Annotated in this window: 19 protein-coding genes; 11 read left to right on the top strand and 8 right to left on the bottom strand. The window is 66.8% G+C overall.

The window, feature by feature from the left end; all coding sequences use genetic code 11:
- Positions 1-112 precede the first annotated feature (112 nt).
- Positions 113-808, top strand: a complete 696-nt coding sequence (locus tag BLT96_RS02285; RefSeq protein ID WP_157692114.1) for a YdcF family protein — start codon at positions 113-115, stop codon at positions 806-808.
- A gap of 55 nt (positions 809-863) precedes the next feature.
- Here BLT96_RS02285 and gatB read toward each other — a convergent pair whose 3' ends face one another.
- The 5 genes from gatB to BLT96_RS02260 form a co-directional block, all read right to left on the bottom strand.
- Complete coding sequence (gene gatB, locus BLT96_RS02280) at positions 864-2,447, bottom strand: Asp-tRNA(Asn)/Glu-tRNA(Gln) amidotransferase subunit GatB (RefSeq protein ID WP_090861438.1); 1,584 nt, start codon at positions 2,445-2,447, stop codon at positions 864-866.
- Entirely contained in the window at positions 2,447-3,958 is a 1,512-nt protein-coding gene (gene gatA / locus BLT96_RS02275) for an Asp-tRNA(Asn)/Glu-tRNA(Gln) amidotransferase subunit GatA (RefSeq protein ID WP_090861437.1), read from the bottom strand. The genes gatB and gatA overlap by 1 nt, the downstream gene beginning before the upstream one ends.
- Entirely contained in the window at positions 3,958-4,275 is a 318-nt protein-coding gene (gene gatC / locus BLT96_RS02270; RefSeq protein WP_090861436.1) for an Asp-tRNA(Asn)/Glu-tRNA(Gln) amidotransferase subunit GatC, read from the bottom strand. Before gatC ends, gatA begins: the two co-directional genes overlap by 1 nt.
- Positions 4,276-4,448: 173 nt before the next feature.
- On the bottom strand, positions 4,449-5,690 hold the full coding sequence (locus BLT96_RS02265) for an MFS transporter (protein ID WP_157692113.1): 1,242 nt from the start codon (positions 5,688-5,690) through the stop codon (positions 4,449-4,451).
- Between the two features lie 195 nt (positions 5,691-5,885).
- Positions 5,886-6,926, bottom strand: coding sequence for a bile acid:sodium symporter family protein (locus tag BLT96_RS02260; protein WP_157692112.1), 1,041 nt, complete (start codon positions 6,924-6,926; stop codon positions 5,886-5,888).
- Between the two features lie 334 nt (positions 6,927-7,260).
- On the opposite strand from BLT96_RS02260, the gene BLT96_RS02255 reads away from it, so the two are divergent.
- The 7 genes from BLT96_RS02255 (at position 7,261) to BLT96_RS02225 (ending at position 15,342) form a co-directional block, all read left to right on the top strand.
- Positions 7,261-8,310, top strand: coding sequence for a hypothetical protein (locus BLT96_RS02255; RefSeq protein ID WP_157692111.1), 1,050 nt, complete (start codon positions 7,261-7,263; stop codon positions 8,308-8,310).
- Positions 8,311-9,742: 1,432 nt separating this feature from the next.
- Positions 9,743-10,510, top strand: coding sequence for a Fe-S cluster assembly ATPase SufC (gene sufC / locus BLT96_RS02250; protein WP_090844516.1), 768 nt, complete (start codon positions 9,743-9,745; stop codon positions 10,508-10,510).
- 2 nt (positions 10,511-10,512) lie between these two features.
- Entirely contained in the window at positions 10,513-11,934 is a 1,422-nt protein-coding gene (sufB, locus tag BLT96_RS02245; RefSeq protein WP_090861432.1) for a Fe-S cluster assembly protein SufB, read from the top strand.
- Positions 11,934-13,085, top strand: coding sequence for a SufB/SufD family protein (locus BLT96_RS02240; protein ID WP_090861431.1), 1,152 nt, complete (start codon positions 11,934-11,936; stop codon positions 13,083-13,085). Before sufB ends, BLT96_RS02240 begins: the two co-directional genes overlap by 1 nt.
- Positions 13,078-14,364, top strand: a complete 1,287-nt coding sequence (locus tag BLT96_RS02235; protein WP_336433193.1) for an aminotransferase class V-fold PLP-dependent enzyme — start codon at positions 13,078-13,080, stop codon at positions 14,362-14,364. Before BLT96_RS02240 ends, BLT96_RS02235 begins: the two co-directional genes overlap by 8 nt.
- A gap of 1 nt (position 14,365) precedes the next feature.
- Positions 14,366-14,875 carry a Fe-S cluster assembly sulfur transfer protein SufU gene (gene sufU, locus BLT96_RS02230; protein WP_090861429.1) on the top strand — a complete coding sequence of 170 codons (510 nt, stop codon included), beginning with the start codon at positions 14,366-14,368 and terminating at the stop codon, positions 14,873-14,875.
- A 5-nt stretch (positions 14,876-14,880) separates the two neighbouring features.
- On the top strand, positions 14,881-15,342 hold the full coding sequence (locus tag BLT96_RS02225) for an RrF2 family transcriptional regulator (protein WP_090861428.1): 462 nt from the start codon (positions 14,881-14,883) through the stop codon (positions 15,340-15,342).
- On the opposite strand, the gene BLT96_RS02220 is transcribed toward BLT96_RS02225, so the two are convergent.
- The 3 genes from BLT96_RS02220 to fba form a co-directional block, all read right to left on the bottom strand.
- Complete coding sequence (locus BLT96_RS02220) at positions 15,339-16,256, bottom strand: zinc ribbon domain-containing protein (RefSeq protein WP_090861427.1); 918 nt, start codon at positions 16,254-16,256, stop codon at positions 15,339-15,341. The two genes, BLT96_RS02225 and BLT96_RS02220, sit on opposite strands and share 4 nt — an antisense overlap.
- 137 nt (positions 16,257-16,393) lie before the next feature.
- Positions 16,394-18,706 carry an LTA synthase family protein gene (locus BLT96_RS02215; RefSeq protein ID WP_090861426.1) on the bottom strand — a complete coding sequence of 771 codons (2,313 nt, stop codon included), beginning with the start codon at positions 18,704-18,706 and terminating at the stop codon, positions 16,394-16,396.
- Between the two features lie 160 nt (positions 18,707-18,866).
- Positions 18,867-19,739 (bottom strand): class II fructose-1,6-bisphosphate aldolase, encoded by an 873-nt coding sequence (fba, locus tag BLT96_RS02210; protein ID WP_090844539.1) that lies wholly within the window; start codon positions 19,737-19,739, stop codon positions 18,867-18,869.
- 405 nt (positions 19,740-20,144) lie between these two features.
- On the opposite strand from fba, the gene BLT96_RS02205 reads away from it, so the two are divergent.
- The 3 genes from BLT96_RS02205 to BLT96_RS02195 all read left to right on the top strand — a co-directional run bounded on the left by BLT96_RS02205 (position 20,145) and on the right by BLT96_RS02195 (position 25,447).
- Positions 20,145-21,296, top strand: coding sequence for a hypothetical protein (locus BLT96_RS02205; RefSeq protein WP_090861425.1), 1,152 nt, complete (start codon positions 20,145-20,147; stop codon positions 21,294-21,296).
- 132 nt (positions 21,297-21,428) lie between these two features.
- On the top strand, positions 21,429-22,841 hold the full coding sequence (locus BLT96_RS02200; RefSeq protein ID WP_090861424.1) for an aminopeptidase: 1,413 nt from the start codon (positions 21,429-21,431) through the stop codon (positions 22,839-22,841).
- 170 nt (positions 22,842-23,011) lie between these two features.
- Positions 23,012-25,447 carry an LTA synthase family protein gene (locus BLT96_RS02195; RefSeq protein WP_090861423.1) on the top strand — a complete coding sequence of 812 codons (2,436 nt, stop codon included), beginning with the start codon at positions 23,012-23,014 and terminating at the stop codon, positions 25,445-25,447.
- Positions 25,448-25,576: the final 129 nt, after the last annotated feature.

Genomic DNA, 25,576 nt, shown 5'->3' with positions numbered 1-25,576 from the left:
CGCACTTGGCATCACGTTTCTTGCCTGCGCATTTCCCACGGGAGCACTGCGCCCAAGCACGTATCTTTGGGTTGCCTGCACGCTCGCCTTCGCGACAACGCACGCCTCGAACGTGACCTACCTTGCACGGCACTCCGGCCGCCCCACCATCGGCATGATGCCCGTTGCCGTCGCGTCCGCCGGAGCCGCGGCCGCCCCCCTCGCGGCTTCCGCGACAGGCGCCGCGGCACCGCTGCGCGCGTGCGCAATCGTGACGCTTGCGTTGGGCGTCGCCTGCGTCGCCGTGTTTGGACGCCTGTTCGCGAAGATGCGCGCGACGTACGCAAACGCGCCCGCGCCGGGCGAGAAGAGCGTGCTCATAGTGCTTGGCGCCGCCGTGCGAGGCGGCAGGCCCTGCCAGACGCTGGCCCGAAGGCTCGACGTGGCCGCAAGCCTCCTGCTTGGACATCCCGACCGCGTTGCCGTTCTTTCGGGCGGCGCGTCCGCCGCACGGCCGTGCGAGCCGACGGAGGCGGAGGCCATGGCCCGATACCTGCGGGAGCTCGGCGTGCCAGAAGCGCAGCTCTTGCTGGAGCCACGTGCGGCGAACACCAGGCAAAACATGTCCTTCTCGCTCGAGGTGGTTCGCAAGGCGGGGCTTGCGAAGAGGCAGCTGTGCGTGGTGTCGAACGACTACCACCTGTGGCGTGCGCTTCGATGCGCGCGTCGGCAGGGCGTGACGCTTGTGCCCGTGGCCGCGCGCACGCCACGCGTGAGCGCCCTCCAGCAATGGTGCCGGGAGGCGCTCACGATCCTTGCTGGGCGCTAGGCGGCTCGCCTTCGCCAAGCGGGCTTTGCGCGTGGGTTCGCGGCGCGTGGTGGCGCTACGCCTCCAGCTTCTGGCGAAGCAGCTGGTTGAAGAGCTTCGGGTTGCCCTGGCCCCGACTCGCCTTCATGCACTGGCCCACCAGGTAGCCCACGACCTTCTTGTTGCCGTCGTGGTACTGCCGCACCTGGTCCTCGCAGCGCGCGAGCACCTCTTCCACCACGGGCTCGAGCGCCGAGGTGTCCGTGACCTGGCGCATGCCGCGCGCGTCCACCACGGCCTCGGGGTCCTGGTCCGTGCCGTCCACGGCATCGAGCACCTCGCGCGCCTGGGCAAAGGTTATGGCGTCGGTCGCGAGCAGCGCGGAGAGCGATGCCACCTGCGCCGCCGTGACGCCCGCGTGACCGGGCACGAGGTTGACGATCACGTTCGCGACGGTCGAGACGAGCTTAGCCACGTCCTTCTCGCCCTGGGCGGTCTTCCCGCCCTTCTTGCCTGCAGCGTCAGCCGCGGCGACGGCGTCCTCGAAAAGGGCGGCCGTCTGCGGGTCGCCCGCGATCTGGCGGGCGTCGGCGCGCTTGAGGCCAAGATCCGCCGCGTAGCGTGCCGCCTTCGCGTCCGGAAGCTCCGGGATGTGGGAGCGGGCCTCCTCGATGAAGTCGTCCGTGAGGTCGAACGGCGCGAGGTCCGGGTCTGGGAACAGGCGGTAGTCGTCCGCGGTCTCCTTCACGCGCATGACGACGGTGCGCCGGCGGCTGGGCTCCCAGTGGCGGGTCTCCTGGTAGATGATGCCGCCCTCCTCGAGCACCTCCGCCTGGCGGCAGATCTCGTACTCCAGCGCGTCGTGCAGGCTCTTGAACGAGTTGATGTTCTTCATCTCGGCCTTGGTGCCCAGGCGGGTCTCGCCGCGCCGGCGCAGGCTGATGTTGCCGTCGCAGCGCATGGAGCCGTTCTCGAGCGAGCAGTCGCTGATGCCGAGCGTCTTGAACGTCTGCTGCAGCTTCTCCATGAACAGGCGGGCCTCCTCCGGCGTGCGGAGGTCGGGCTCGGTCACGAGCTCGATGAGCGGCGTGCCGCAGCGGTTGTAGTCGATGAACGACTCGGACGCGCCGGCGATGCGACCCTCCGTGCCGCCGGAGTGGACCATCTTGGCGGCGTCCTCCTCCATGTGGATGCGCAGGATGCGGATGGGCACGGTGTACGAGCCGTCGGCCGCGCGCGCAATGGGGGTCTGGCCGTCCGCGGCGACGTCCTCCCACGCGGGGCGCTCCGCGGCGCCAGCGCCCTCGACCTCGAGGTCCAGGTGTCCGTGCATGCAGAACGCGACCGGGCCCTGCGTGGTCTGGAAGTTCTTGGCCATGTCAGGATAGAAGTAGTGCTTTCGGTAGAACATGGAGTGCTTCATGATCTGGCAGTTTGTGGCAAGGCCGGCCATCACGATGGACTGGATCGCCTTGCGGTTGGGCACGGGGAGCGCCCCGGGCATGCCCAGGCAGACGGGGCACACGTTGGTGTTGGGCGGGTCGTCGTGCGAGAGGCGGCAGTTGCAGAACATCTTGGTGTCGAGAGCGGTGAGCTCCGTGTGGACCTCCAGGCCGATCACGGCCTCCCAGTCCCTGAGGACGTCCTCGAGCTTCTTCACTACAGGTCACCTCCCCTTCCGGCGAACGCGGGCGCGACGGGGGCGCCGCCTCCGAGTCCCAGGCCCTGGTCGACCCCGCGCTCGAGCGCACGGGCAAAGCGCAGCAGCCTTCGATCGCTGAACGCGGGCCCCTGCAGCTGCGCCGAGACGGGCATGTGCGTCTGGGCGGAAAGGCCCAGCGGGACCGAGACGCCGCCGTTGCCGCAGATGTTGTTGGAGATCGTGAACATGTCCGACGCGTACATCTGCGTGGGGTCGCTCACGTCGCCGAAGCGCCATGCCGTGGTGGGCGCGCTCGGCAGCAGGATGACGTCGCAGCTCTGGTACGCGCGGGCGTAGTCCTGCGTGATGAGGGTGCGGACCTGCTGCGCGGGATAGTAGTACTTCTCGTACACGCCGCTGGAAAGCAGGTACGCGCCGAGCATCTGGCGCCGCTTTGCCTCCTCGCCGAAGCCGTGCGCGCGGCTAAGCGAGGTCTGCTCGGCCAGCGTCTGGCAGTTGGGCTCCTGGTAGCCGTAGCGCACGCCGTCAAAGCGCGCGAGGTTGCTGAACGCCTCGCACGGTGCGATCACGTAGTAGGCCGCGATGGCGGACTGGATGTTGGGGAGCTCGACCTCCACGACGCGCGCGCCCTGGTTGCGCAGGGAGTCAAGCGCGTCGGCAAGGGCGTCGCGCACCTCCTGCGAGAGGCCCTTTGCCTCCATGAGCTGCGGCACGACGCCCACCGTGAGACCCTCTACCGGGTCATCCAGGTGCTCCAGGAAGTCGACGGCGCAGTCCTGGCTGGTGGAGTCGAGCGGGTCGCGGCCGGGCGCGGTGAGCGCGTTCATGGCGAGGGCAACGTCCTCAACGCAGCGTCCGAACGGGCCCACCTGGTCGAGGGACGACCCAAACGCGACGACGCCGTAGCGACTGACGGCACCGTACGTGGGCTTCATGCCCACGACGCCGCAGAAGCTCGCCGGTTGGCGGATCGAGCCGCCCGTGTCAGAGCCGAGCGCGAGCGTGGCCTCGCCCGCGGCGACGGCCGCGGCGGAGCCGCCCGAGGAGCCGCCGGGCACGCGGGAGGTGTCCCACGGGTTGTTGGTGCGGTGGAACGCGGACGACTCCGTGGTGCTGCCAAAGGCGAACTCGTCCATGTTGGCCTTGCCCACGGGCGTGGCGCCCGCGTCGAGCATGCGCTGCACGCACGTGGCCGTGAACACGGACTCGTAGTCCTCGAGCATCCTGGACGCGCAGGTGGTGCGCGTGCCCACAAGGTGCATGTTGTCCTTGAAGGCCACGGGCACGCCGGCAAGGGGGCCGATCTTCTCGCCCGCGGCGCGGCGCGCGTCCGTGCGCGCGGCTGCCTTGAGCGCGAGGTCCGCGGAGACCTGCAGGTAAGCCTGGACGTCCTTCTCGCGTGAGTCTATGGCGTCAAGCGCGGCCCGGGCCACCTCCGTGGCCGTAAAGTCGCCGTTGCGGACACCGGCCGCGATCTGCGCGGCAGAGAGTGAGTCGAGGCTGGCCATTAGAAGTCCTCCTCTGAGTCGCCCAGGATGGAGGGCACGCGGAAGTAGCGGTCGTGTACGGACGGCGCGTTCTTGAGCGCGACGCCTATGGGCAGCGCGCGGACGGAATCGTCCACGACGTCGGCCCCCATCACGTTGGACAGGTCTCCAATGGGATGGAACGTGGGGTCGACGCCGTCGAGGTCATAGTGGGTAATCGGCTCAAGAAGATCGACGGCCTCGTTCATGTAGGTCGTCATCTGCTCGAGCTCCGAGGGCGTGAGCGCGATGCGCGCGTAGTCCGCGATCTGCGCCACGTCATCCTGGGACAGTGCCATGGCAGCCCTCCTTGCGGCTCGTTTGGTCCCGACCATCATACGCAAACGCGGCCGCCGTTGGGCGCGCGCACGCGCTCGCGCAATCGCACCGTTACGTTTGGGCGGGGCCAGGGGCGGTGTCGGGCGGCGCTGGGTCCGGGCGGCGCCGGGTCCGGCCGGCGCGGGGGCCGGGACTAGCCCAGATGCGCGCGCCGGGCCCGCGTGCGCGCCACAAACCCCGTCGCCACGATGGCGACCATGGCCGACGCCGCAAACAGCGTTGTCTGCACGCCAAGGGCGCCCGCCACAAACGGCGCCACCAGCAGCGGCACCACGCCCGCGCCGTTCATGCCAACGCGCATGACGGACGTGACGCGTCCCACGTGGGCAACGTCGCAGCGCTCCTGCGCAAGCGTGGTGCGCGTTGGCCCCATGGCGCCAAAGCCCAGCCCGCTGACCAGCTGGCCCACGCACGCCCACGCGATGGACCCCGTGCCAACGTACAGCATGGACCCCACCCCCGTGACGAGGAGCATCGCAGACAGCGCCGTCATGTCGAGCCTGCGCGAGGGGATGCGCAGCACCGCGAGCGACCCCAGCGTGCCGCCGACGCCCGCTATGCCAGAGAGCCACCCCATCCACTGCACGCCGGCGTGCAGCACGTCGCGATAGAACAGCGACTCGAGCGAGTCGAACGCGCCGTATGCGAAGAACCCCAGGAAGCCAATGCAGAAGAGCATGCGTAGACCCTCGCTTTCCCAGGTGATGCGCACGCCCTCGGCAAGGTCGGCGAGAAACCCGCGCGCGCCGCCCGCAGGGCGCGCCTTGGGCTCGGCATCGGCGGCGCCCGTGCCGGCGGCGGTGGTACCAGCGGCGTCGGACGCCGACCGCTGCCGGGAGGGCGCGATCTTCTCGACCGTGGCCCAGACCAGCGCGAACGCCGGAAGCGAGGCGAACGTCATAATCGCAAAGTCGCACTTGGTGGGCAGCGCGCTTACGACGAGGCCGCCGAGCGCCGGCCCCGCGATGACGGCCACGCTGGTGGCGGTATAGACGAGGCTGTTGACCCTCTGCAGATAGCGCGGGTCGTCGGATACGAAGCGCGGATAGGCGTCCATGGAGGTGCTCCCGACGCCGAACGCCGCGCCCTGCACGGCGGCAAGGACGTAGAGAAGCCCATAGCCCAGCGGCAGGAGCCATCCGGCGAGCCCCGCCACCGCCATGACACAGAGCGTGGCCGCGAGCGTGCGCCTGGGACCCACGGCGTCCACCAGGGGGCCCGCCATGAGGCTCATGACCACGAGCATGACGTTGAGCACCAGGACGAGAGAGGAAACGACGAGCGCGTCGGCTCCCAGGTCGTAGGTGGCGCACCCGATGATGCCCACGAAGTATACGGCCTGGAGTCCCAGCTGCATGAGGAAGTTTGCCGCCACGATGCGGACTTCCGTCTTTGAGAGGAGCGTGGATGCGAGATTGTGCGGATGCCTGGCGAAATGCATGGCGAAGCCTTTCTGCATGTTCTTCACGGGGTGACGGGAAAGACGGGGGCCACCGTGCCGGCGGAGGGGGCTACCCGGGCGGCCCCGGGCGGCCCCGGATGACCAGGCCGGCAGGGGCTGGAAAGGCCGTCAGTGCGCCACCGGTGCATTTGGCGCGGCCGGCACGTCGCCAGGGGCGGGCGCGTCAGGCCGGACGCCGAGGACGCGCCCCATGAGCTTGCCGTACGTGGCGGCGAGCACCTGCTGGAACAGCGTGCCCGCAACGACGGGGAACATGACCGCGGGCGGGAAGAACTGCGCCGCGATGACCGCGCCGCACGAGATGTTGCGCATGCCGCACTGGAAGACCATGCACACCGTGCCGGGTACGTCCTGCCTGGCGGCACGCGCGAGGGCGAGTCCCACGAGGTAGCCCGAGGACGCGAACACCAGGATGAAGACCAGGACCCCCACGAGCATCGGCGAGAGGTGCGTGAGGTACGGCGCCGCGGACGTGGCGTTTGACGCGATGACCAGGACGATGGCAACGCGTGCCGCAGGCATGAGGCCAGGCGAGAGGCGCCGCGCGGCCCAACCGCGGGTGGCGTCGTTGAGGCCCATGCCGAGCACGGCGGGAAGCGCGACGGTGAGGACCACGTTGAGCATCATGGGCCCGGCGTCGACCCGGACGGCGTGGCCGAGGAGGACCTGCAGCGTGGCGGGAATGGTTGCGGGCGCGATGACGGACGAGACCATGAGCGTTGCCAGCCCCTGCGCGACGTTGCCTCCGTACATGGAGATCCACATGGTGGAGATTGCCGCGACGGGGACGCTGTACTCGAGCACGATGCCGGTCACGAGGTGCACGTTGCTGCCAAACAGGGCCCTGGCCAGCAAAAACGCGACAACCGGCATCACAACGGACGCAAAGGCAACCGTGAGCAGCATGGGGACGGGCCGCCTGACGGCCTGGACGAGGTTGCGGAGCCCATTGGTGAGCGCGCCCTGGAACGACACGAGCGCGAACAGCCACGGGACCGCGGGTGCGAGGTGGGAAAGCTGCGCGGGAAACGCGCACGCCGCGACGACGCATGCAACCGCGATGGGCGCCATGTGGGCGCCGATGAACTTTCCGAACGAGTGCCAAGCGTCCAAGATGGCCTTCTCCCCCGCCTTGGTAGCGCCGGACATGGCTCGGCGCCTCGACAGGGAAATCCTAGCAGACGCGCCGGCCGCGGCGGCGCGCCCGGGCAAACGCGACACAGATGTTAATGGGTGGGGCAACGCGCAAGGGCGACAGGTGCGTGCGGGCGCCGGGCACGCGAGTGCGGTGGGCTTCGTGTTGTTCCTGCGGAGGACGGTTGCCGAGCTGGGGGCGCAAGGGGGCAAGCGCGAATGGACGTCCTTCTCGCCCATGGCGTTTACCTGCGAAAACGATAGGACCGCAACGAAAGGTGCCAGATACCGCAGCTAACGGAAAGCTGTGCGCGAGCCATCTGCAAGCGCCGCGTGGCATCATGCGCGCATGAGTATCTACATCTCACATAGAACGGCTCTGTGGCTGATGTGCAGCCCTGGCATTTGGCCGCTCGTCGCGGGCGGACGTGGGGGCGCTGGCCCGAAGCCAACATTTGGGATTGGCCGCACTAGTGGCATCATCGCGGAGACGCGGGCGCTCCTCCCGAAGATATGCGCTCTGGCCGAATGGGAAGAGGGGCGCGTCAGGCCTCTGGACGTACTCGTTCCGAAGGGGGCCAGCAGAAGGAAGAACGACGTCTGCGTGCGGCACTCTTGGGGCCGTGCGCTACCGGAGAATGCCGTCATCAGGCTGGATGAGGGAGTATACCTATCGACCCCGGAGTTCGCATTCCTGCAGATGGCGAACAGCCTCGACGAGATGGAGCTCGCAATCCTGGGGTGCAGCCTGTGCGGCTGCTATTACCCCTACGAGGGGCCGACGGGATTTGTCAGGCGACCGCAGTTGACGACGATCAAGCGGCTGTATGGGTTCCTCGCTCAGTTTAGGAACGTGAAGAACGCCTCGAAGGCGCGCAGGGCGCTGAGGTGGGTGCACGAGGGATCGAGATCGCCCATGGAAACTTCGACCGCCATGCTGCTGTCCGTCAGCAGGAGGATGGGAGGATACGGGCTTCCGAAACCCATGCTCAACCAGATAGTCGACCTTTCGGCAGGGTCATCCGAGATTGCGGGGACGCCCTACTATGTGGTTGACCTTTTTTACCCAAAGTCAAACGTTGCGGTGGAATACCTTGGGCAGGCGTATCACAAGGACGTCGACCGTGACGTGACGCGGGAGTATGTCCTGAGGAGCGAAGGCTGCACCCTGTTTAACGTGACCATTACGCAAGTGGTAACCAGCTCCCTAAGAAACCGCCTGGTGATGGACATCGCACGGGCGATTGGGTATCGCCTGCGAAAGAGCACTCCGGCCATAAGCGAAAAGAGGAACGCCTTCTTGAACAGGATTCTCCCCCACCGGTCGCAAATAATGAAATCGGGAGAGGTCGTCTGGAAAAGCGCCCCATGGGCGGTGCCCCCGCTGCGGCTAGATTAAGCATTCGCCAGCTCGCATAGCGCAGAAGAAGCGCACGCCGCACGCAGACGCACCGCGCACAAATATAGGTGCGCGTGCGCCGACAACGTCTCTCGTCCAGGTGCCGCACGACAAAGACGCACCCCCCGCTCCCGAGACTCGATCCGCGTAACGATTTAACGTGCCAGGGGACTCCTGAGACGAGGTCACAGCCTTCGAAGATTGCGCAGGGTGCGCATCCGCAGGTCGGACGTCCCTGCACGTCCCATCGACCCTGTGGGATAGGCACACTCGCCGAAGGTGCGTACCCACTTGCCTGGGGCTGCCACACACCAGGGGTGAAATGACAGGATTTCGCAAAGGAGTCCCGATGTGTACCCGTAGCTTTGCCGCTGCCACACGCACCGGGAATGAGTTTGCGCATCCGCGCAAACACGGGGCGGGTGTGTTGCGCGAGAGGGCGTCCCATGGCAGAAGGCGCCTGATGTGTACCAGAGCTGTAGCCAACGGGGCAGTACTGCAGCCCGTCTGCCCGCAATCATGCGCGATTGAATTAATGGAGCATGTAACACACCCAAGAATATCTGGCATTTTGCGCAACACACCTGCCTGTTCCTGGCGATTGACCCCTCTTCTCGCAACGCACCAGGGACGAGCCTGCGGAATCGCGCGAACTGGGCGAAGGTGTGTACCCGCCGCCGCGCGGCCCCTGCACACACCCGGGAAAGTTTGCAGTCATCCGAAAACTGGGGCCTGGTGTGTACCCGCGCCCTTGGCGCCGCCTCACGCACCAGGGGTGATTCTGCACACCCGCGTAAGCTCAGCGCGGGTGTGTTGCGCGAGAGGGTGTCCTATGGCAGAAACTGCCGGGTGTGTACCCGAAACATAGTCGGATGACTCGCGACTCATCAAATCTGCCTGCTGGTATACGTAATTGAACCAATGTATCATGTCGCACACCCGGGATTTTCTTGCATTTCACGCAACACATCCCCTCGTTCCTGGCAGCAGGTCCCTCTTACCGCAACACACCTGGAGCGATCTTGCGGGACCACGCGGGCTGGAGCCGGGTGCGTGATCTCGCCCCACGCCCCCGTTACACACCAGTGGCGATCTCGTAAAGCTGCGTGAGCTGAGTGCGGGTGTGTACCCCATCCGAAAAGTCCCCGCACACACCCGACGCGAGGCCGCGGAATCACGCGAGAAAGTCCCGGATGTGCGACGTGCCCTTTAGTCCGTTCGCAGCACAATCCCCGTTCAGGCCTAAAATTCCCACCGTCACGCCATGAATTAGCTGTGGCTGCAGAAAAACATGACCCAAACGATTGAAAACACCACGTGCCTCGGGGTAAAATCCCCCTTCGTAAGTAGGATTTACGCCGAGACCGCCACGAAGACACGCGACCGCCCCGGCACAGACGATTCGGAACTTCCCGAAACAGAGAGAGGCGTCATGTCACAGTTACTCACTATCTCAGGGCTTTCCGCAGGTACGGACGAGAAGCCCATCCTCCATGGCATCGACCTTTCCGTAGGCGCGGGCGAGACCCACGTCCTCATGGGGCCAAACGGCGCCGGCAAGTCGACACTCGGCCACGTGATCATGGGCGACCCCGTATACAAGGTGACCGGCGGCACCATCTCCTTCGACGGCGAGGACATCACCGACAAGACCCCCGACAAGCGCTCGCTCGCCGGCATCTTCCTCAGCTACCAGGCACCCGTCGAGGTCCCCGGCGTCCCCCTGTACAGCTTCCTGCGCACCATCACCCAGATGCGCCCCGAGCTCAAGACCACCGCGCGCAAGTTCCGCGAGCGCGTCGGCGAAATCTGCGACCAGCTCGACATGGACCAGGGCTTCCTCACGCGCGAGCTCAACGTCGGCTTCTCCGGCGGCGAGAAGAAGAAGGTCGAGATGCTCCAGCTCCTTCTCCTCCAGCCGAAGCTCGCCATCCTCGACGAGACCGACTCCGGCCTGGACGTCGACGCCCTCTCCGTGGTCAGCCGTGGCATCGAGGCCTACCGCAAGGAGTGCGACGGCGCGCTGCTCATGATCACGCACAACACCCGCATCCTCGAGAAGCTCGACGTCGACCGCACCCACGTGATGGTCAAGGGTCACCTCGTCGCCGAGGGCCCCGCGTCACTCATCGACGACATCGACCGAAACGGCTTCGCCCGCTTCGAGCAGGCGTCCACCAGCCAGAAGGCCGAGGCGTAGCAATGGCCGAGAAGAACAAGAGGACCGAGGTCGAGGATGTCGACCGTTCCCTCTATGACTTCGTGAAGTCGGAGGAGGGATACGAGCGCTATGCCGATGGCCTCACGCCCGACATCGTGCGCTCCATCAGCGCCAAGAAGGACGAGCCCCAGTGGATGCTCGACATGCGCCTGAAGGCGCTCGAGATCTACCAGGACAAGCAGATGGCCCCCAACTGGGGACCCAGCATCGCCGGCCTCGACATGGACCACATCTCCACGTACGTCAGTCCCAAGACGAAGCAGGCCAAGGACTGGAACGACGTCCCGGCTGACATCAAGGACACGTTCGAGCGCCTCGGCATCCCCGAGGCGGAGCGCGAGTCCCTCGCGGGCGTCGGCGCGCAGTACGACTCCGAGATCGTGTACCACAACATGCGCGAGGAGGTCGCCAAGCAGGGCGTCGTCTACACCACGATCGAGGACGCCATCCACGACCCCAAGTGGGAGCCCGTCGTGCACGAGTACTTCGGCACGCTCATCCCTCCCACCGACCACAAGTTCGCTGCGCTGCACTACGCCGTGTGGTCCGGCGGTTCGTTCGTGTACGTTCCCAAGGACGTGCACCTGGACTACCCGCTGCAGAGCTACTTCCGCCTCAACGCGCAGGGAGCCGGCCAGTTCGAGCACACGCTCATCATCGTCGAACCCGGCGCCGACCTGCACTTCATCGAGGGCTGCTCCGCCCCCAAGTACTACGAGGCCAACCTCCACGCCGGTGCCGTGGAGCTCTTCGTGAAGGACCATGCACGCCTGCGCTACTCCACGATCGAGAACTGGTCCAAGAACATGTACAACCTCAACACCAAGCGCGCCACCGTCGGCGCCGACTCCAAGATGGAGTGGGTCTCGGGTAGCTTCGGCAGCCACGTCAGCTACCTCTACCCCACCACGATCCTCAAGGGCGACCGCGCCAGCTGCGAGTACACGGGCATCACGTTCTCCGGCGCCACGCAGGACCTCGACACCGGCTGCAAGTTCATCCTGCTCGGCAAGGACACCAACGTCTCCGCCGACGCAAAGTCCATCTCCAAGGACGGCGGCGTCAACACGTTCCGCTCGTCGGTCTTCGTCGGCAAGGACGCCCAGAACGCCCGCGCCACGGTCAGCTGCTCGTCGCTCATGCTCGACGACATCAGCCGCTCCGACACCATCCCGCAGATGGACATCCGCAACAACACCGCCCAGGTCGGCCACGAGGCCACCATCGGGCGCATCTCCGACGACACGGTCCTCTACCTCATGAGCCGCGGCTGCTCCGAGGCCGAGGCCAGGACCATGGTCGTCAACGGCTTCGCCGACCCGGTCTCCAAGGAGCTCCCGCTCGAGTATGCCGTCGAGATGAACAACCTCATCAAGATAGAGATGGAAGGGGCGATCGGCTAATGGCAGACAACGCCAAGACGGAGCCCATGGTCACCCTCGAGCGCGTCAACACGCCGCCCGCGCAGACCTGGAACTACCTCAAGACCAACGACATCACCCTCACAGTCCCCAGGCTCTCGCGCAAGGGCGACGTCTACTTCGCGCTCCCCCGCCTGTTCGACAGGGTCGAGACCGGCATGGGAGCCAAGGTGACGGACTGGGTCACCTCCCAGGCCGCCGACGCCACCTACGTCGAAGTCAGGGCGGGCGAGAAGAACCACGCCCCCATCGTCGTGGACGTGGACTCCAACGCGGGCGTCGTCAGCGACACCGGCGTCATGGTCCGCCACGACGCCGACGCCACCGTCGTCGTGGTCGCACGCGGCGCGGACGACGCCAAGCGCACCTCCGCCGCCCTCGTCAGGATCGTCGTCGAGGCCGGCGCGCACCTCAGGCTCGTCGAGGTCGTCGCGGAAGGCGACGCCCACCAGCACCTCGAGTCAGTCGGCATCTCCGCGGACGAGGGCGCAACGGTCGAGGTCCGCCAGTTCTTCCTCGGCGCAGGCACCACGGCCGCAGGCATCTGCTGCGCGCTCGAAGGTGACAACGCCCGCGTCGACCTCCAGAGCCACTACCTCGGCCAGGGCACCCAGATGCTCGACATCAACCACGTCGTGCGCATGGCCGGCAAGAACGGCCGCGCGGACATGCGCGAGTCCGGCATCCTGAACGACGCCGCCCACAAGACCCTGCGCGCCACGATCGACCTCGTCCACGGCGGCTCCGGCTCCAAGGGCAACGAGATAGAGTCCGTGCTCGTGAACGGCGACGACATCGTCAACAAGACCATGCCCGTTATCCTGTGCGACGAGGACGACGTCCAGGGCAACCACGGCGCCACCATCGGCTCCGTCGACCCCCAGCAGATGGACTACCTCATGGGTCGCGGCCTCTCGCGCGAGCAGGCGCAGGGCCTCTTCGTCCGCGCCCTGTTCGACGACGCCCTCATCGAGGCCGCCCACCCGCTCGCCCGCAAGGCCGTCTTCGACCGCGCCGCAGCCGTCCTCGGCCAGGAGGTCGCACGCGACCTCCTCGACACCCTCGGCATCGAGCTTCCCGCAGACGCCGATCAAACAGCACCAACCACCAGGGAGGATGCACGCAATGCTTAGCGAGCAGCAGCTCGAGGACATCGAGAAGAGCCCCTACAAGGCAGACTTCCCGCTCCTCTCCCAGAACCCAGACCTCACGTTCCTTGACAGCGCGGCTACGGCGCAGCGCCCAGAGGCCGTGCTCGACGCCATGCGCGAGTTCTACACCACCATGAACGCAAACCCGCTGCGCGGCCTGTACCGCCTCTCAGTCGAGGCGACGTCCGCAATCGACGAGGCCCGCAACAAGATCGCGCGCTTCATCGGTGCGGTGGACGAGAAGGGCAACCCCCAGGGCAGTCAGATCGTCTTCACGCGCAACGCGTCCGAGTCGCTGAACCTCGTCGCGAGGACCCTTGGCCCCAAGGTCGTGCTCGGACCAGACGACGAGGTCGTCATCAGCATCATGGAGCACCACTCCAACCTCATCCCGTGGCAGCAGCTGTGTAGGCAGACGGGCGCAAAGCTCACCTACCTGCGCCTGGACGACGACTACCGCATCACGCCGGAGGAGGTCGCAGCCAAGATCGGTCCGCACACCAAGATCGTGTCCGTCACGCAGGTCTCCAACGTCCTCGGCGTCCAGAACGACGTCAAGGCCATCGCGCGCCGTGCGCACGAGGTCGGCGCGTACATGGTGGTCGACGGCGCGCAGTCCGTCCCCCACATCGCGGTCGACGTGCGGGACCTCGACTGCGACCTCCTGGCCTTCTCGGCGCACAAGCTCGGCGGCCCCATGGGCATCGGCGTGCTGTGGGGAAAGCCGGAGGTGCTCGACGCCATGCCGCCGTTCCTCACGGGCGGCGAGATGATCGACGCCGTGACCGAGACGGATGCCATCTGGGCGCCGGTGCCCCAGAAGTTCGAGGCCGGCACTCAGGACGCGGCCGGCTCGTTCGCGACGGGCGTCGCGATCGACTACCTCACCGGCCACGGCATGGGCGCGCTGGAGCGCCGCGAGCGCGAGCTCGCGACCTACCTGTGCGACTCGCTGGCGGCGCTGCCCTACGTCGACCTCATCGGCCCGGCGGACGGCAGCCGCCACGTGGGCGCGGTGGCGTTCAACGTGCGCGGCGTGCACCCGCACGACGTTGCGTCCATCCTGGACATGTCGCAGGTCTGCATCCGCGCCGGCCACCACTGCGCGCAGCCGCTGCTCAGCTACCTCAAGGTGGAGAACGGCGCCACGTGCCGCGCCAGCGTGGCCTTCTATAACGACAAGCAGGACGTCGACAGGCTCGTCGAGGGGCTGGACAGGGTCTGGTCTCTCTTCGGCGGCGCCGTCACGGGAAAGGCGTAACATGGACCGCTCTACTCCGGCTAGCCTCTACAACGCCCAGTTCATGGACCACGTGGCTCACCCAGACTACAAGTACCAGATGGACGACCCCACCCTCACGCACCACGGCGTGAACCCCTCCTGCGGCGACGAGCTCACGTTCTCCGTGCGCATCGGGGACGACGGCCGCATCGAGGAGGCCGCGTACCAGGGCCACGGCTGTGCCGTGAGCCAGGCCTCGGCCGACATGATGAGCGACCTCATGGTCGACAAGACGCCACAGGAGGCAATCGAGCTCTGCCGGCTCTTCGGCCGCATGGTCCGCGGCGAGGAGACGGACGACTCCAAGCTCGCCGCCCTGGACGAGGCGGCCTCCCTCAAGGACGTGAGCCACATGCCTGCGCGCGTGAAGTGCGCGGAGCTCGCGTGGCGCACGCTCGAGGAGATGCTCCAGAACGGATCGGACAAGCCCGGCTCCACCGCCACGGCAAGCTGCGTCATGCCGCCCCACACCCACGACGGGCAGGAGTAGTCGCCATGGCCTCCATGTTCTCCACAAAGGGACGCTATGCCCTGCGCATCATGGGCGACCTCGCGACGCACCCCGGCTGGGTCTCGCTCGGCGACGTCGCCAAGCGCCAGGGCATATCGCGCAAGTACCTCGAGCAGGTAGTCTCGCTCATGCACAAGGCGGGCTTCGTGGAGAGCCTGCGCGGCAAGGGCGGCGGATATCGCCTCACGCGCGACCCCGGCCAGTACACGCTCGGCGCCATCCTGCGCGCCGCGGAGGGCTCGCTCGCGCCCGTCGACTGCCTGGACTGCACAAACGACCGCATCTGCCCGCAGTTCGAGACGTGCCCCACGGTCACCATGTGGCGCGACCTGGGCAAGGTCACGGCATCCTACCTCGACAGCAAGACGCTGCAGGACATCGTGGACCAGATGCGCGAGCGAGGCACCACGGGCGAGGAGCCCCACGGGCCCGGCGCCACGTCCTAGGCGCCCGCGCCCACGGCCTTTATGTCCCAGGGCACGGCCGAAAGGTAGTCGTGCGCTCCCATGCCTACGAGGTCGTCTCCCTCGCCGCGCCTCACCGCGTCGTCGTAGGTGAGCGAGCCGCCGGTGGACAGGTCCACGAGCGCACGAAGCTCGCTGGTGCTCGAGACCCCGGTGTCGCCGGCGTTGCCGCTCGCCACGAGCCACGGCCAGTTCGTGGCCCACACCTCTACGTGCTGGCCGCCCAGGGTCTGGCTGTACACCAGGAAGTTGCCAATGTCGCCGGCGACGTCGGGCTCAGTCCCGTCCTCCAGCTCGAGCGACGCCAGCGCCCCCTTGTCGTGGTCGTCTCCTGCGGCCGGCGCGTATCCCTTGGGATAGACCTCCACCTCGTCCTCGTCCACGACCACGTCCACCTTGCCGCGCCAATAGTTCGGCAGCGCAAACTGATAGCCTTCCGCACGGACCACGTAGGACGCGTCGCCCGTGACAGCGTTGCCGCCGGCACCGCCGTCCTTCTCGCCCGCGCCAGAGTTCGCGCCAGAGCCCGCGTTGTCCGCGCCAGACGTGTCGGAGGCGTCGGACTGGCCCGCATCAGCCTTCGCTCCGTCCGTGGGCTTTGCGGACTTCTTGCCGCCGTCGGCCTTATTCTGCGCCGCCTGCGACGCGCCCGCGCCCGGCCCCGTGACCGCGCGCGTCAGCGCGTACGAGCCAACGCCCACCACGGCAACGGCAAGCACGGCCACGAGCGCAATGAGCCACCTTGGTGTCGGCCTCTTCGCCGGCGTGGGCGTGGGTGCCGCCGGCGCATCCGGCGCATCCGGCGCGGTCGGTGCGGGCGCCGTCAGGTCGCGGCCGCAGTTCGTGCAGAACTTCGCTCCGTCGGGAACGCTCTTCCCGCAGCTTGGACAGAACATCGCATCCTCCCAGGTCGTGGCCGTGAGGCGGCCTCCCGCCACGGCACGACGCACGGGCGCGGGGGCTCCCCCGCCTTCAGTATGGAAGACGGAGGGCCCCCGGGCGGACGCGATTCGGCGTGCGGCGCGGCCGGCGCCTACACGCGCGAGCCAAACTCGTAGTAGAACATGGTGCGCAGGTCCGCAAGGTCCTTCTCCTGGGGGCCCTGGGCGTCGGACATCGCATGCCACGTGCCGTCGGGCGCCTGGTAGCCCAGCGAGCTGACCTGCGGAACGACGGTGGTCGAGAAGAGCTCGGCCTTCTGGTAGCGGCTGAGCGGCGCGCCGATGGCGTTCATCAGGGTCGCGCCGAGGTTGGACGCGGAGACCGTCGCGTCGGCCGCAAACTGGTCGCGTCCCGCGACGTCGTAGTTTGCCCAGATCACGTAGCGCGTCTGGTACGTGCGCGCCGAGTGGCCTGGCTCCTCCTCGCCCGGGTACGACGCGTCGTTGTACGCCGGCGAGATGCCGGGCTGGTGGTCGCCAAAGAACACGAGCACGACGGGCTTGCCAATGTTGCGCAGGCGCTCCACGAACGCGCGCAGGTCCTCGTCGGACGCGCCAATGACCGAGAGGTACTCGTTCAGGTCGTCGTTGTTGCCCGCGCCCTCCACGTTGTAGCCCGTCAGGATGTCCGCCGGCGTGTTGCGCAGGTTGTAGCCGCCGTGGTTCTGCATGGTGACGTCGAGTATGAACTGCGGGCCGTCGCCCTTCTCCACAAGGTCGAGCACCTTGTCGTACGTGACGGAGTCGCGCACCCCCGCGTGGAGCGTGGGCGCGTCCCTCGGGAAGGAGTCGATGTCTAGGAAGCGGTCGAAGCCCAGCTCGCGGTAGGCCATGTTGCGGTTCCAGTTCGTGCCCAGGTTGGGGTGCAGCGCCACGGTCTTGTACCCCAGGGCCTTGAACTGCCGCGCGAGGTTGTCCACTCGGCCGAGGCTGTACGTCTGGTACGGGAAGACGTTTGCCGGCACGAAGCCCATGGATATGCCCGTCAGGAACTCAAACTCGCTGTTGCACGTGCCGCCGCCGCGCACGGACACGTCGAGCGCGCCCTGCTGCAGCGAGTCCGTGAGACCGTATTTGAGGTACTGCGGCCCGTCGTAGCCGGCGGCCTTTATGTCCTCGAACACGGACATGTCCGAGAAGGACTCGTTCATCACGGCTATGACCGTGGGCTTGGCCTGGGCAAACTGCTGCTCCGCGGCCTTGCGGGCGTCCGTGTTGTTCTGGGCATCGAACTTGGCGGCGTAGCTCTTCTCGAGCCTCTTCGCGCGGGATTCGCGATAGTCCGCGGGGCGCCTGATCTGGGCCTCGCGCACGCCCATCACGAACGAGGGCAGGAAGCCGTACTGCTTGTAGCTGGCCACGCTGTCCCAGTAGTTTATGTTCACGCCAAACGCGGTGCGGTAGTTGGGCACGAGCACCAGCGCGAGCGTGGCGGCGCACGCCACGGCACCGGTCGCCAGGTTCGTGGCGCAGCGGCGGCGCCACCACGGCACGTCGCGACGCGCGGGCGCCCATGGCACCAGGTAGCCGGCGAGCACGTACGCGACCATGGCGTACGTCGCCGCGACCGCCACGTCGTCCGTGAGGGTGAACGTGTAGCCGGAGCTCACCTCCGCCGCGGTGCCGAGCGCGTGAAGGTCGGAAAACGTGATGGCGGAGTTCCTGAACAGGATGACGAAGTACTCGGCTATGCCGATGACCAGGCACGCGACCGCGACGATCGCGGGGCCCGCACCATGGCCAAGCGAGAGGAAGTACGCCGTCACCACCACAAGCAGGACGATGGCGGCCTCCAGCAGGAAGTAGCGCGCCGCAAGGGATTCGATGGCATCGTTCGACGGGATCTCGATGGCAAGCGCGCTCAGGATGGAGATGGCGACCAGGATGACGACGGTGGCGCCGGCGTGCAGCGCCCTCAGGTTAGAGCGCAGAAACCTCGCGGCGCCGGCACCGTCGAGCCGCCGCAGCGAGTCTTCGTCCGAGGCGTCCGCGTCCTTCTCGCCCGCGGAGCGCGCGTCCGTACGCGCCGCCCAGGCCGAGGCGAGCGCCGCGAGCCGGTTTCGCACGAGCAGGAGCGCGATGCCCGCAAACGTGACGGCAGGCAGCCGGTCGACGGAGTTCCCGCCCGTGAACAGGCCCTGGCTCACCATGGACTGCAGCGTGGCCAGAAGCGCGATGGGGACGACGGTCCACGCCACGACGCTGGGCTCGAGCACGCTCACGAGCGTGCGGACGTAGCCGCGCTGGCCGTCGTGGCGTGCCGCCTCGCCCATGAGGCGACGCCTCCGGTTTGTGCGCACGAGCACGTCCGCGACGGAGTAGGCGACGACGAGCAGCACGCTCGAGAAGACGGTGGCGGAGAGGCTGGTTGGAAGGGAGGAGGTTCCGGGGTCGTTTGCGATCAAGGGTGGTTCCTAACGCGCGGACCGCCCGGACGGCGCGGCCCGGACGGCAAGGTAGACGAAAAGGGGCCAGCCCGGAGGCTGACCCCTTAGAAGTGTAAAGGAATCTTTAGGAACGCAAAGACTCTTTACAAACGCAGTACCCGCCGAGGCGGAAGTTGCGCTACGCCCAGCCCTTGTCGTTGGAGCCAAAGTCCATGATGAGGCCCTTGGCGGTCTCGGTGATGGCGTCGAAGCCCGGCTTCAGGAACTTGCGCGGGTCGTAGTTCTTGCCCTCGAGGTCCTTGCCGCTCTCGACGTACTTGCGCATCGCGGAGTGGAAGGAGAGCTGGAGCTCGGTGTTGATGTTGATCTTGGCGACGCCCAGGGAGACGGCCTTCAGCACCTGCTCCTTGGGGATGCCAGAACCACCGTGCAGTACGAGCGGCAGGTCGCCGGTCTTCTCCTGGATGGCGGCGAGCTGGTCAAAGTTCAGGCCCTTCCAGTCCGCGGGGTACGGGCCATGGATGTTGCCGATGCCGCAGGCCAAGAAGTCGACGCCCAGGTTGGCGATGGCCTCGCACTGCGCGGGGTCGGCAAGCTCGCCCTCGGCAGTGACGCCGTCCTCGGTGCCGCCGATGCCGCCAACCTCGGCCTCGATGGAGAGGCCCTTCTGGTGGGCCAGCTTCACGAGCTCCTTGGTGCGCTCGATGTTGGTCTCGAACTCGGGCTCGTGCGAGCCGTCGTACATGATGGAGGTGAAGCCTGCGTCGATGCACTTGAAGCAGTCCTCGTAGGAGCCGTGGTCAAGGTGCAGGGCGACGGGGACGGTAATGTTCATGGACTCGACCATGTCGTGCACGACGTCGGACACGACCTTGAAGCCCTTCTGCCACTTGGCAGCGCCCGAGGTGCACTGGATGATGACGGGGGACTGGGTCTCCTCAGCCGCGGTGAGGATGGAGCGGGTCCACTCGAGGTCGTTGGTGTTGAATGCCGCGATTCCGTAGTGGCCGGCCTTTGCGGCCTTGAGCATGGGTGCAGCGTTGACGAGCATGTGTACCTCCATATGACGTGATGGACGTTCCCACTTAGGACATAGTAACGCGAAATTGCGTCCGCGTGGCGCCCGGCACGGCGCCGTATGCAGATTTTGGTGGTAGGCGCACCCGGTTGACGCTGATTCGAATGCATTTGGCGAGAAGTGCCGGGCCCCGTGGCCGGGCCCTTCTCGCCCACGCGGACCCACCTTCCTCGCAGGCCAGCCGCCGCGGGCCAGGCGACGCGACGGCACACCGGGCCATCCTGCATGGCCGGTGCAGGCTTGCATGGTATTCGTGAAGTTTGGCCCGCGACGCGGGCGATGCCTATAGTCGGGTATCCAAGAGCTAGGCAGGCACCCGTTGCCGAGCCTGCCCGGACTCCACGCAACGCGGTCGGCAGCAAGAAGGAGACTTCCTAAGTGGCATTCGATCAGCAGGGTCGCCAGGGCGACCAGACCGTGTCCCAGGGCAGGACCTCCGTCTATGGGACGCGACAGACAGGACAGTCCCAAGGCGCAAGCCAGTACACACGGCAGTACCAGACACACCAGCCGTACGGGCGGGTCCAGGCGCAATCGGGTCAGGCATCGCAGGACGCGGACGAGCCGCAGAAGAGGGGCGTCCTGAGCGAGTTCTCGGGATCGGCCGTCATCGCAAGCGCGCTCGCGGCCGTCACGTCGTTTGCGCTGCAGTCCAAGATCGGACTCGCGGGATCCATCATCGGCGTGGGCGTCGCCGCGGCGGCAACCACCATCGCGTCTCAGGTGTACAAGGGCATGCTCAGCGCATCCGCGCAGAAGCTGAAGGACCTTTCGGACCAGGCGCCCACCACGAACGGCGCGTACGGCGCCACGCGCGACCTGCGCGCAAGCTCCGGCACCACGCAGGCGTGGGCGAAGCCCGTGAGCCTGGACGACGCCGCGAGCGAGGCCGGCGTGGCAGACTCCGGCACGCCCATCGCACCCCAGAGCGTGCGCGACGCGGCGCAGAGCCGCAAGGGCGCGCTCGTGCGCAAGCGCATGGCCATCGTGATGGCGGTCGCGGCCGTCGCCGCAGTCCTGGTGTACGCGCTCATCGTGAACCTCGCAACGTCGGGGCAGGGCATCGGCAGCACGGAGCCCATCGTGGCGACGAGCAGCCAGAGCCAGGACGACCAGCAGTCTCAGGACGACGGCGCCGCGAAGGGCAAGGGCACGAAATCACAGCAGACGAAGGGCACCGCGGACGGCTCGAAGCAGGACGGCAAGTCCTCGGGTACGCCGTCCGGCACCACGGACGGCGCGAAGGACTCCTCCGGCACCACGACGGACGGCACCTCCGGCAACGCCTCCTCCGGCACGAGCGGCACCGCTTCCGGCGGCAACGCGAGCGGCACCTCCAATTCCGGCACAGGCGACTCCGGCACAGGCACGAGCGGCACTACCTCGGGCAATACCGGTACGAACGGCAACTCCGGAGCCACGGGAGACTCCGACGCAGGGACGACGGACTCCAAGGGCACTTCCGGCACCACCACGTCTGGCACCTCCGGCGCGACCGGGGCCACCACGACGACCACGGGCGGAAACTAGCGGCACAATCGGAAACTGATCGCACTTTCGATATAGTCGCATTAGTCACATAGGTAAGCGGCCGTCGGCACGCATGGACAGCCGTCGGCATCGGGCGCCTTTGGGGGCGCCCGACGTATGGAAAGGAACCACATGGAACGACCGAATGCCTGGCTCGACTACACGCAGGAGCAGCTTGCAGACCTCGACCGCGTGTGCGAGGGCTACAAGCGCTTCATATCCGACAACAAGACCGAGCGCGAGGTGTGCGCCGCCTCCATCGAGCGGGCACGCGCGGCAGGCTACCGCGACCTTAAGGAGCTGGTGGCCCAGGGCGTCGCGCTGAAGGCCGGCGACAAGGTGTACGCTTCCAACCACGGCAAGGGCGTTCTTTTGGTGCAGCTTGGCACCGAGCCCCTGGAAGACGGCCTCAACATCCTGGGCGCCCACATCGACTCGCCGCGCCTTGACGTGAAGCAGAACCCGCTGGACGAGAAGAACGAGCTCGTCACGCTTGACACCCACTACTACGGCGGCATCAAGAAGTACCAGTGGGTGGCCATCCCGCTTGCCATCCACGGCGTCGTGTGCAAGAAGGACGGCTCCACGGTGGACGTGTGCGTGGGCGAGTCCGCGGACGACCCGGTGTTCTGCGTATCCGACCTGCTCATCCACCTGTCGAAGGACCAGCTTGCCAAGACGGCGTCCGACGTGATCGAGGGCGAGCTTCTGGACGTGATCGTCGGCAACCGCCCCGTGAAGGTCGAGGCCGACGCGGGCAAGAAGGACGAGGGAGATGCCGCGAAGTCTCCCGTCAAGGCCGCGGTGCTCGATCTTCTCGCCCGCGAGCTGGGCATCGACGAGGAGGACCTGCTGTCCGCGGAGCTCGAGGTCGTGCCGGCGGGACCGGCGCGCGACCTTGGCCTTGATCGCTCGCTCATTCTGGGCTACGGGCAGGACGACAGCTCGTGCGCCTATCCCAGCCTCGTGGCGCAGCTCGAGTGCAAGGCGCCGTCGCGCACCGCCGTCACGATCCTGGTGGACAAGGAAGAGATCGGGTCGGTCGGCGCCACGGGCATGACCAGCCGCTTCTTCGAGGACGCCATGGCCGAGATTCTGGACCTGGCCGGCGAGCGCGGCCCGCTTGCGCTCAGGCGCTGCCTGCGTAGGTCGCGCATGCTGAGCTCCGACGTGAGCGCCGCGTACGACCCGAGCTACGCATCCGTGTTCGAGCCGAAGAACTCCTGCTACCTGGGCCACGGTCTCACGTTCAACAAGTACACCGGCAGCCGCGGCAAGGCGGGCTCCAACGACGCGGACGCGGAGTACGTCGCGCTCATCCGCCGCTGCATGGGCGATGCCGGCGTGCACTTCCAGACGGCGGAGCTTGGCAAGGTGGACGCAGGCGGAGGTGGCACGATCGCCTACATCCTGGCCGAGTACGGCATGGACGTAATCGACTGCGGCGTGCCCGTGCTGAGCATGCACGCGCCGTGGGAGGCCACGAGCAAGGCGGACGTGTACGAGGCCTATCGCGGCTACAAGGCGTTCCTGGGCCTCAGGTAGCGCCCGGGCCAGCGGTCGGGGCGCTACCCTGGCCGCCGGCGTGGGTCGCCCACGCCCGCTGACCCGCAGGTTTCCTATCAATTGTCTGTTTATCCCGCCAGGCGCGCAATCGCCACACGCCGCCCTCCTATACTCGGGCCTATCTGTTTACTTGACGTCTACGGAGAATTATGTCTGCACTGAACATCCTGTTTGCCGTCGTGGCGTTTGCGACCGCCGCCGTGGTGGTCTGGCTCTGCGTGCGCTGGCACCGTCTCAGCAAGACCGAGGGCTACAAAAGGCTCTCCGCCCGCACGTATGCGTGGTGCCTCTCGTTCGCCATCATCCCCGTCGCGTTTGGGGTGCTGTGCCTGTTGGACTACTACAAGGGCAGTCCGCTCGCGCCGTTCCTGCTTGCCGCGGCCACCATCATCTGCGCCATGGCGACGCTCCACCGCGAGAACGGCAAGACGTTCCTGCGCACGGCGCTCGACTTCGTGAGCGCGTACGCGCCGTGGGACTCCCGCCCGCACAAGGCGAAGGTCCCCGGCTTCCTGAGCGCGCCCGCCGCGCGCGTCCGCAAGGCCCGCCGCGACGAGCGCCGCTCCGCGGGCGAGGCCTCCGGCAAGAATCCGTCCGCCGTGCGCGCCTGGCTGCGCGGCACCCTCGCGCCGTGGGCGAAGACCGACCTCGTGCGCCTGGCCGTCGCCGCGTTCTTCGCGTTCGTCTCGCTCGAAATCTGCTGGCACGTCAACCTTGTGTGGATGAACTTCCTCAGCCGCCTGATCGACTGGGCCATGATCCTTCTTGCCATGGGTGCGATGTACTTCCTGTTCCAGCGCCGCAGCTGGGGCGCCATCGCCGTGGCAATCGCGCTTTACGTCCTCGGCATCGTGGAGTACTTCGTCGTGGTGCTGAAGGGCTCCGTCATCCAGGCCGGCGACATCTACGCGCTCGGCACCGCGGCCGCCGTGTCAGACGGCCTCAAGTTCGACTTCGGCGGCACGGTGCTTCTGGGCGCCATCGCCCTTGACCTGTGCTTCCTCGCGCTCCAGCGCATCAGCCCCGTCGTGAGGCGCTCCGCCGTCGGCCTGGACTCCCCCGCCGATGCCGACGATTACGCCGCGGCCGAGCCCGACGCCACGGACGAGAAGAACGCAGCCCCCGCCGCAGCCGCGCCTTCGCACCGCGGCGGGCACAGGGCCCTCGGCGTCGTGCTGAACGTTCTTCTCGCCTGCGCCTGCGCCTTTGGCGCATGGGGCACCACCCATGCCGCGTACGCGTGGACGCAGTTCCTTGGCACGAAGTTCTGGCAGCCGGTCGTTGCGTACTCCGACCACGGCTTCCTTACCAGCTTCTTCAGCATGTGGTACGGCATGCCCATCGAGGTGCCGCGCGGCTACTCGCAGCAGAAGGCCAAGGGCATCGAGAAGAAGCTCGCCAAGCAGTACGACTCCTCCGATTCCGCAAAGACGTACGCGCGCGCGAAGGCGCAGTTTGACCAGGTAAAGCCGAGCGTCATCTTCGTGCAAAACGAGACGTTCTCAGACCTCTCCAAGTTCTACGACATCGGCTACACCGGCTACACCGGCCCCGAGTACTTCAACTCCATGAGCGACACCCTCGCGCGCGGCGTGCTGAACGTCTCCGTCGTAGGCGGCGGCACGTGCAACTCGGAGTTCGAGTTCCTCACGGGCAACTCCATGGCGTACGTGGGCACGGGCAAGTACCCGTACAACCTGTACAACTTCTCTAAGGTCAACAGCCTGGCCAAGCAGTTCAAGGGCATCGGCTACGGCACGGTCGCCATCCACCCCAACATCGCTTCCAACTGGAACCGAGACAAGGTGTACCCGCAGCTGGGCTTCGACCAGTTCCTGGACATCAACGACTTCCAGGGCGCGCCCGTGTTCCACAACGGCGTGACCGACCTCGCCACGTACCAGAAGATCCTCGAGCTGATCCAGAACTCCGACAAGCCCATGTTCATCACGGACATCACCATGCAGAACCACACGGGCTATGACAAGAACAACATCCCGGCGGACCGCCTCACCAACTACCAGCTCAAGAACGTGAGCGCATACGAGAACGCCGAGTTCAACGAGTACGTCTCGTGCATCAAGGCGTCCGACGAGGACCTGAAGGCGTTCATCCAGGCCCTGCGTCAGCTGGACAAGCCTGTCGTGCTCGTGTTCTACGGCGACCACCAGCCCAACATCAGCTCGAACTACCTCAACGACTCCGTGTATCCCAACGAGGACAAGGGCTCGCTTGCGCACCAGCTGCGCGCCTTCAAGACGCAGTACTTCATCTGGGCAAACTACGACGTCGCCGGCACGCCCGCCAAGAGCACCAACAAGGAGATGAGCATCAGCTACCTCAGCAGCTACCTGATGGAGCTCATCGGCGCGCCGCTGAGCAACCACCAGAAGGCGAACCTCCAGACCATGCTCCAGATGCCGTTCCTCACCCTGATGGGCTACTCGGACACCAACGGCACGTGGCGCGAATCGTCCACCGAGCTCACGGATTCCTCCGTCAGCGGCGACTCCGCGGCAACGAAGGCCTACCGCAACCTCGACATGGTGCAGTACCTGGAGTTTGGCTCCAAGGTAAGGCACTAGCGAGAAGAACGCCGGCCGGCGCATGCGCGCGCCCCGTGTACCCAGGGAGCTCGCTTGCCCGATCGCCCCACGCTCAACGCACCGCACGCAACGCACCCCGCACGCCACATGGCATGCGGGGTGCACTTT

It is taken from the genome of Parafannyhessea umbonata, assembly GCF_900105025.1.
GTDB lineage: Bacteria > Actinomycetota > Coriobacteriia > Coriobacteriales > Atopobiaceae > Parafannyhessea > Parafannyhessea umbonata.
Note: the sequence above shows the minus strand (reverse complement) of the source record. Positions and strands in the feature narration are given on the sequence as shown.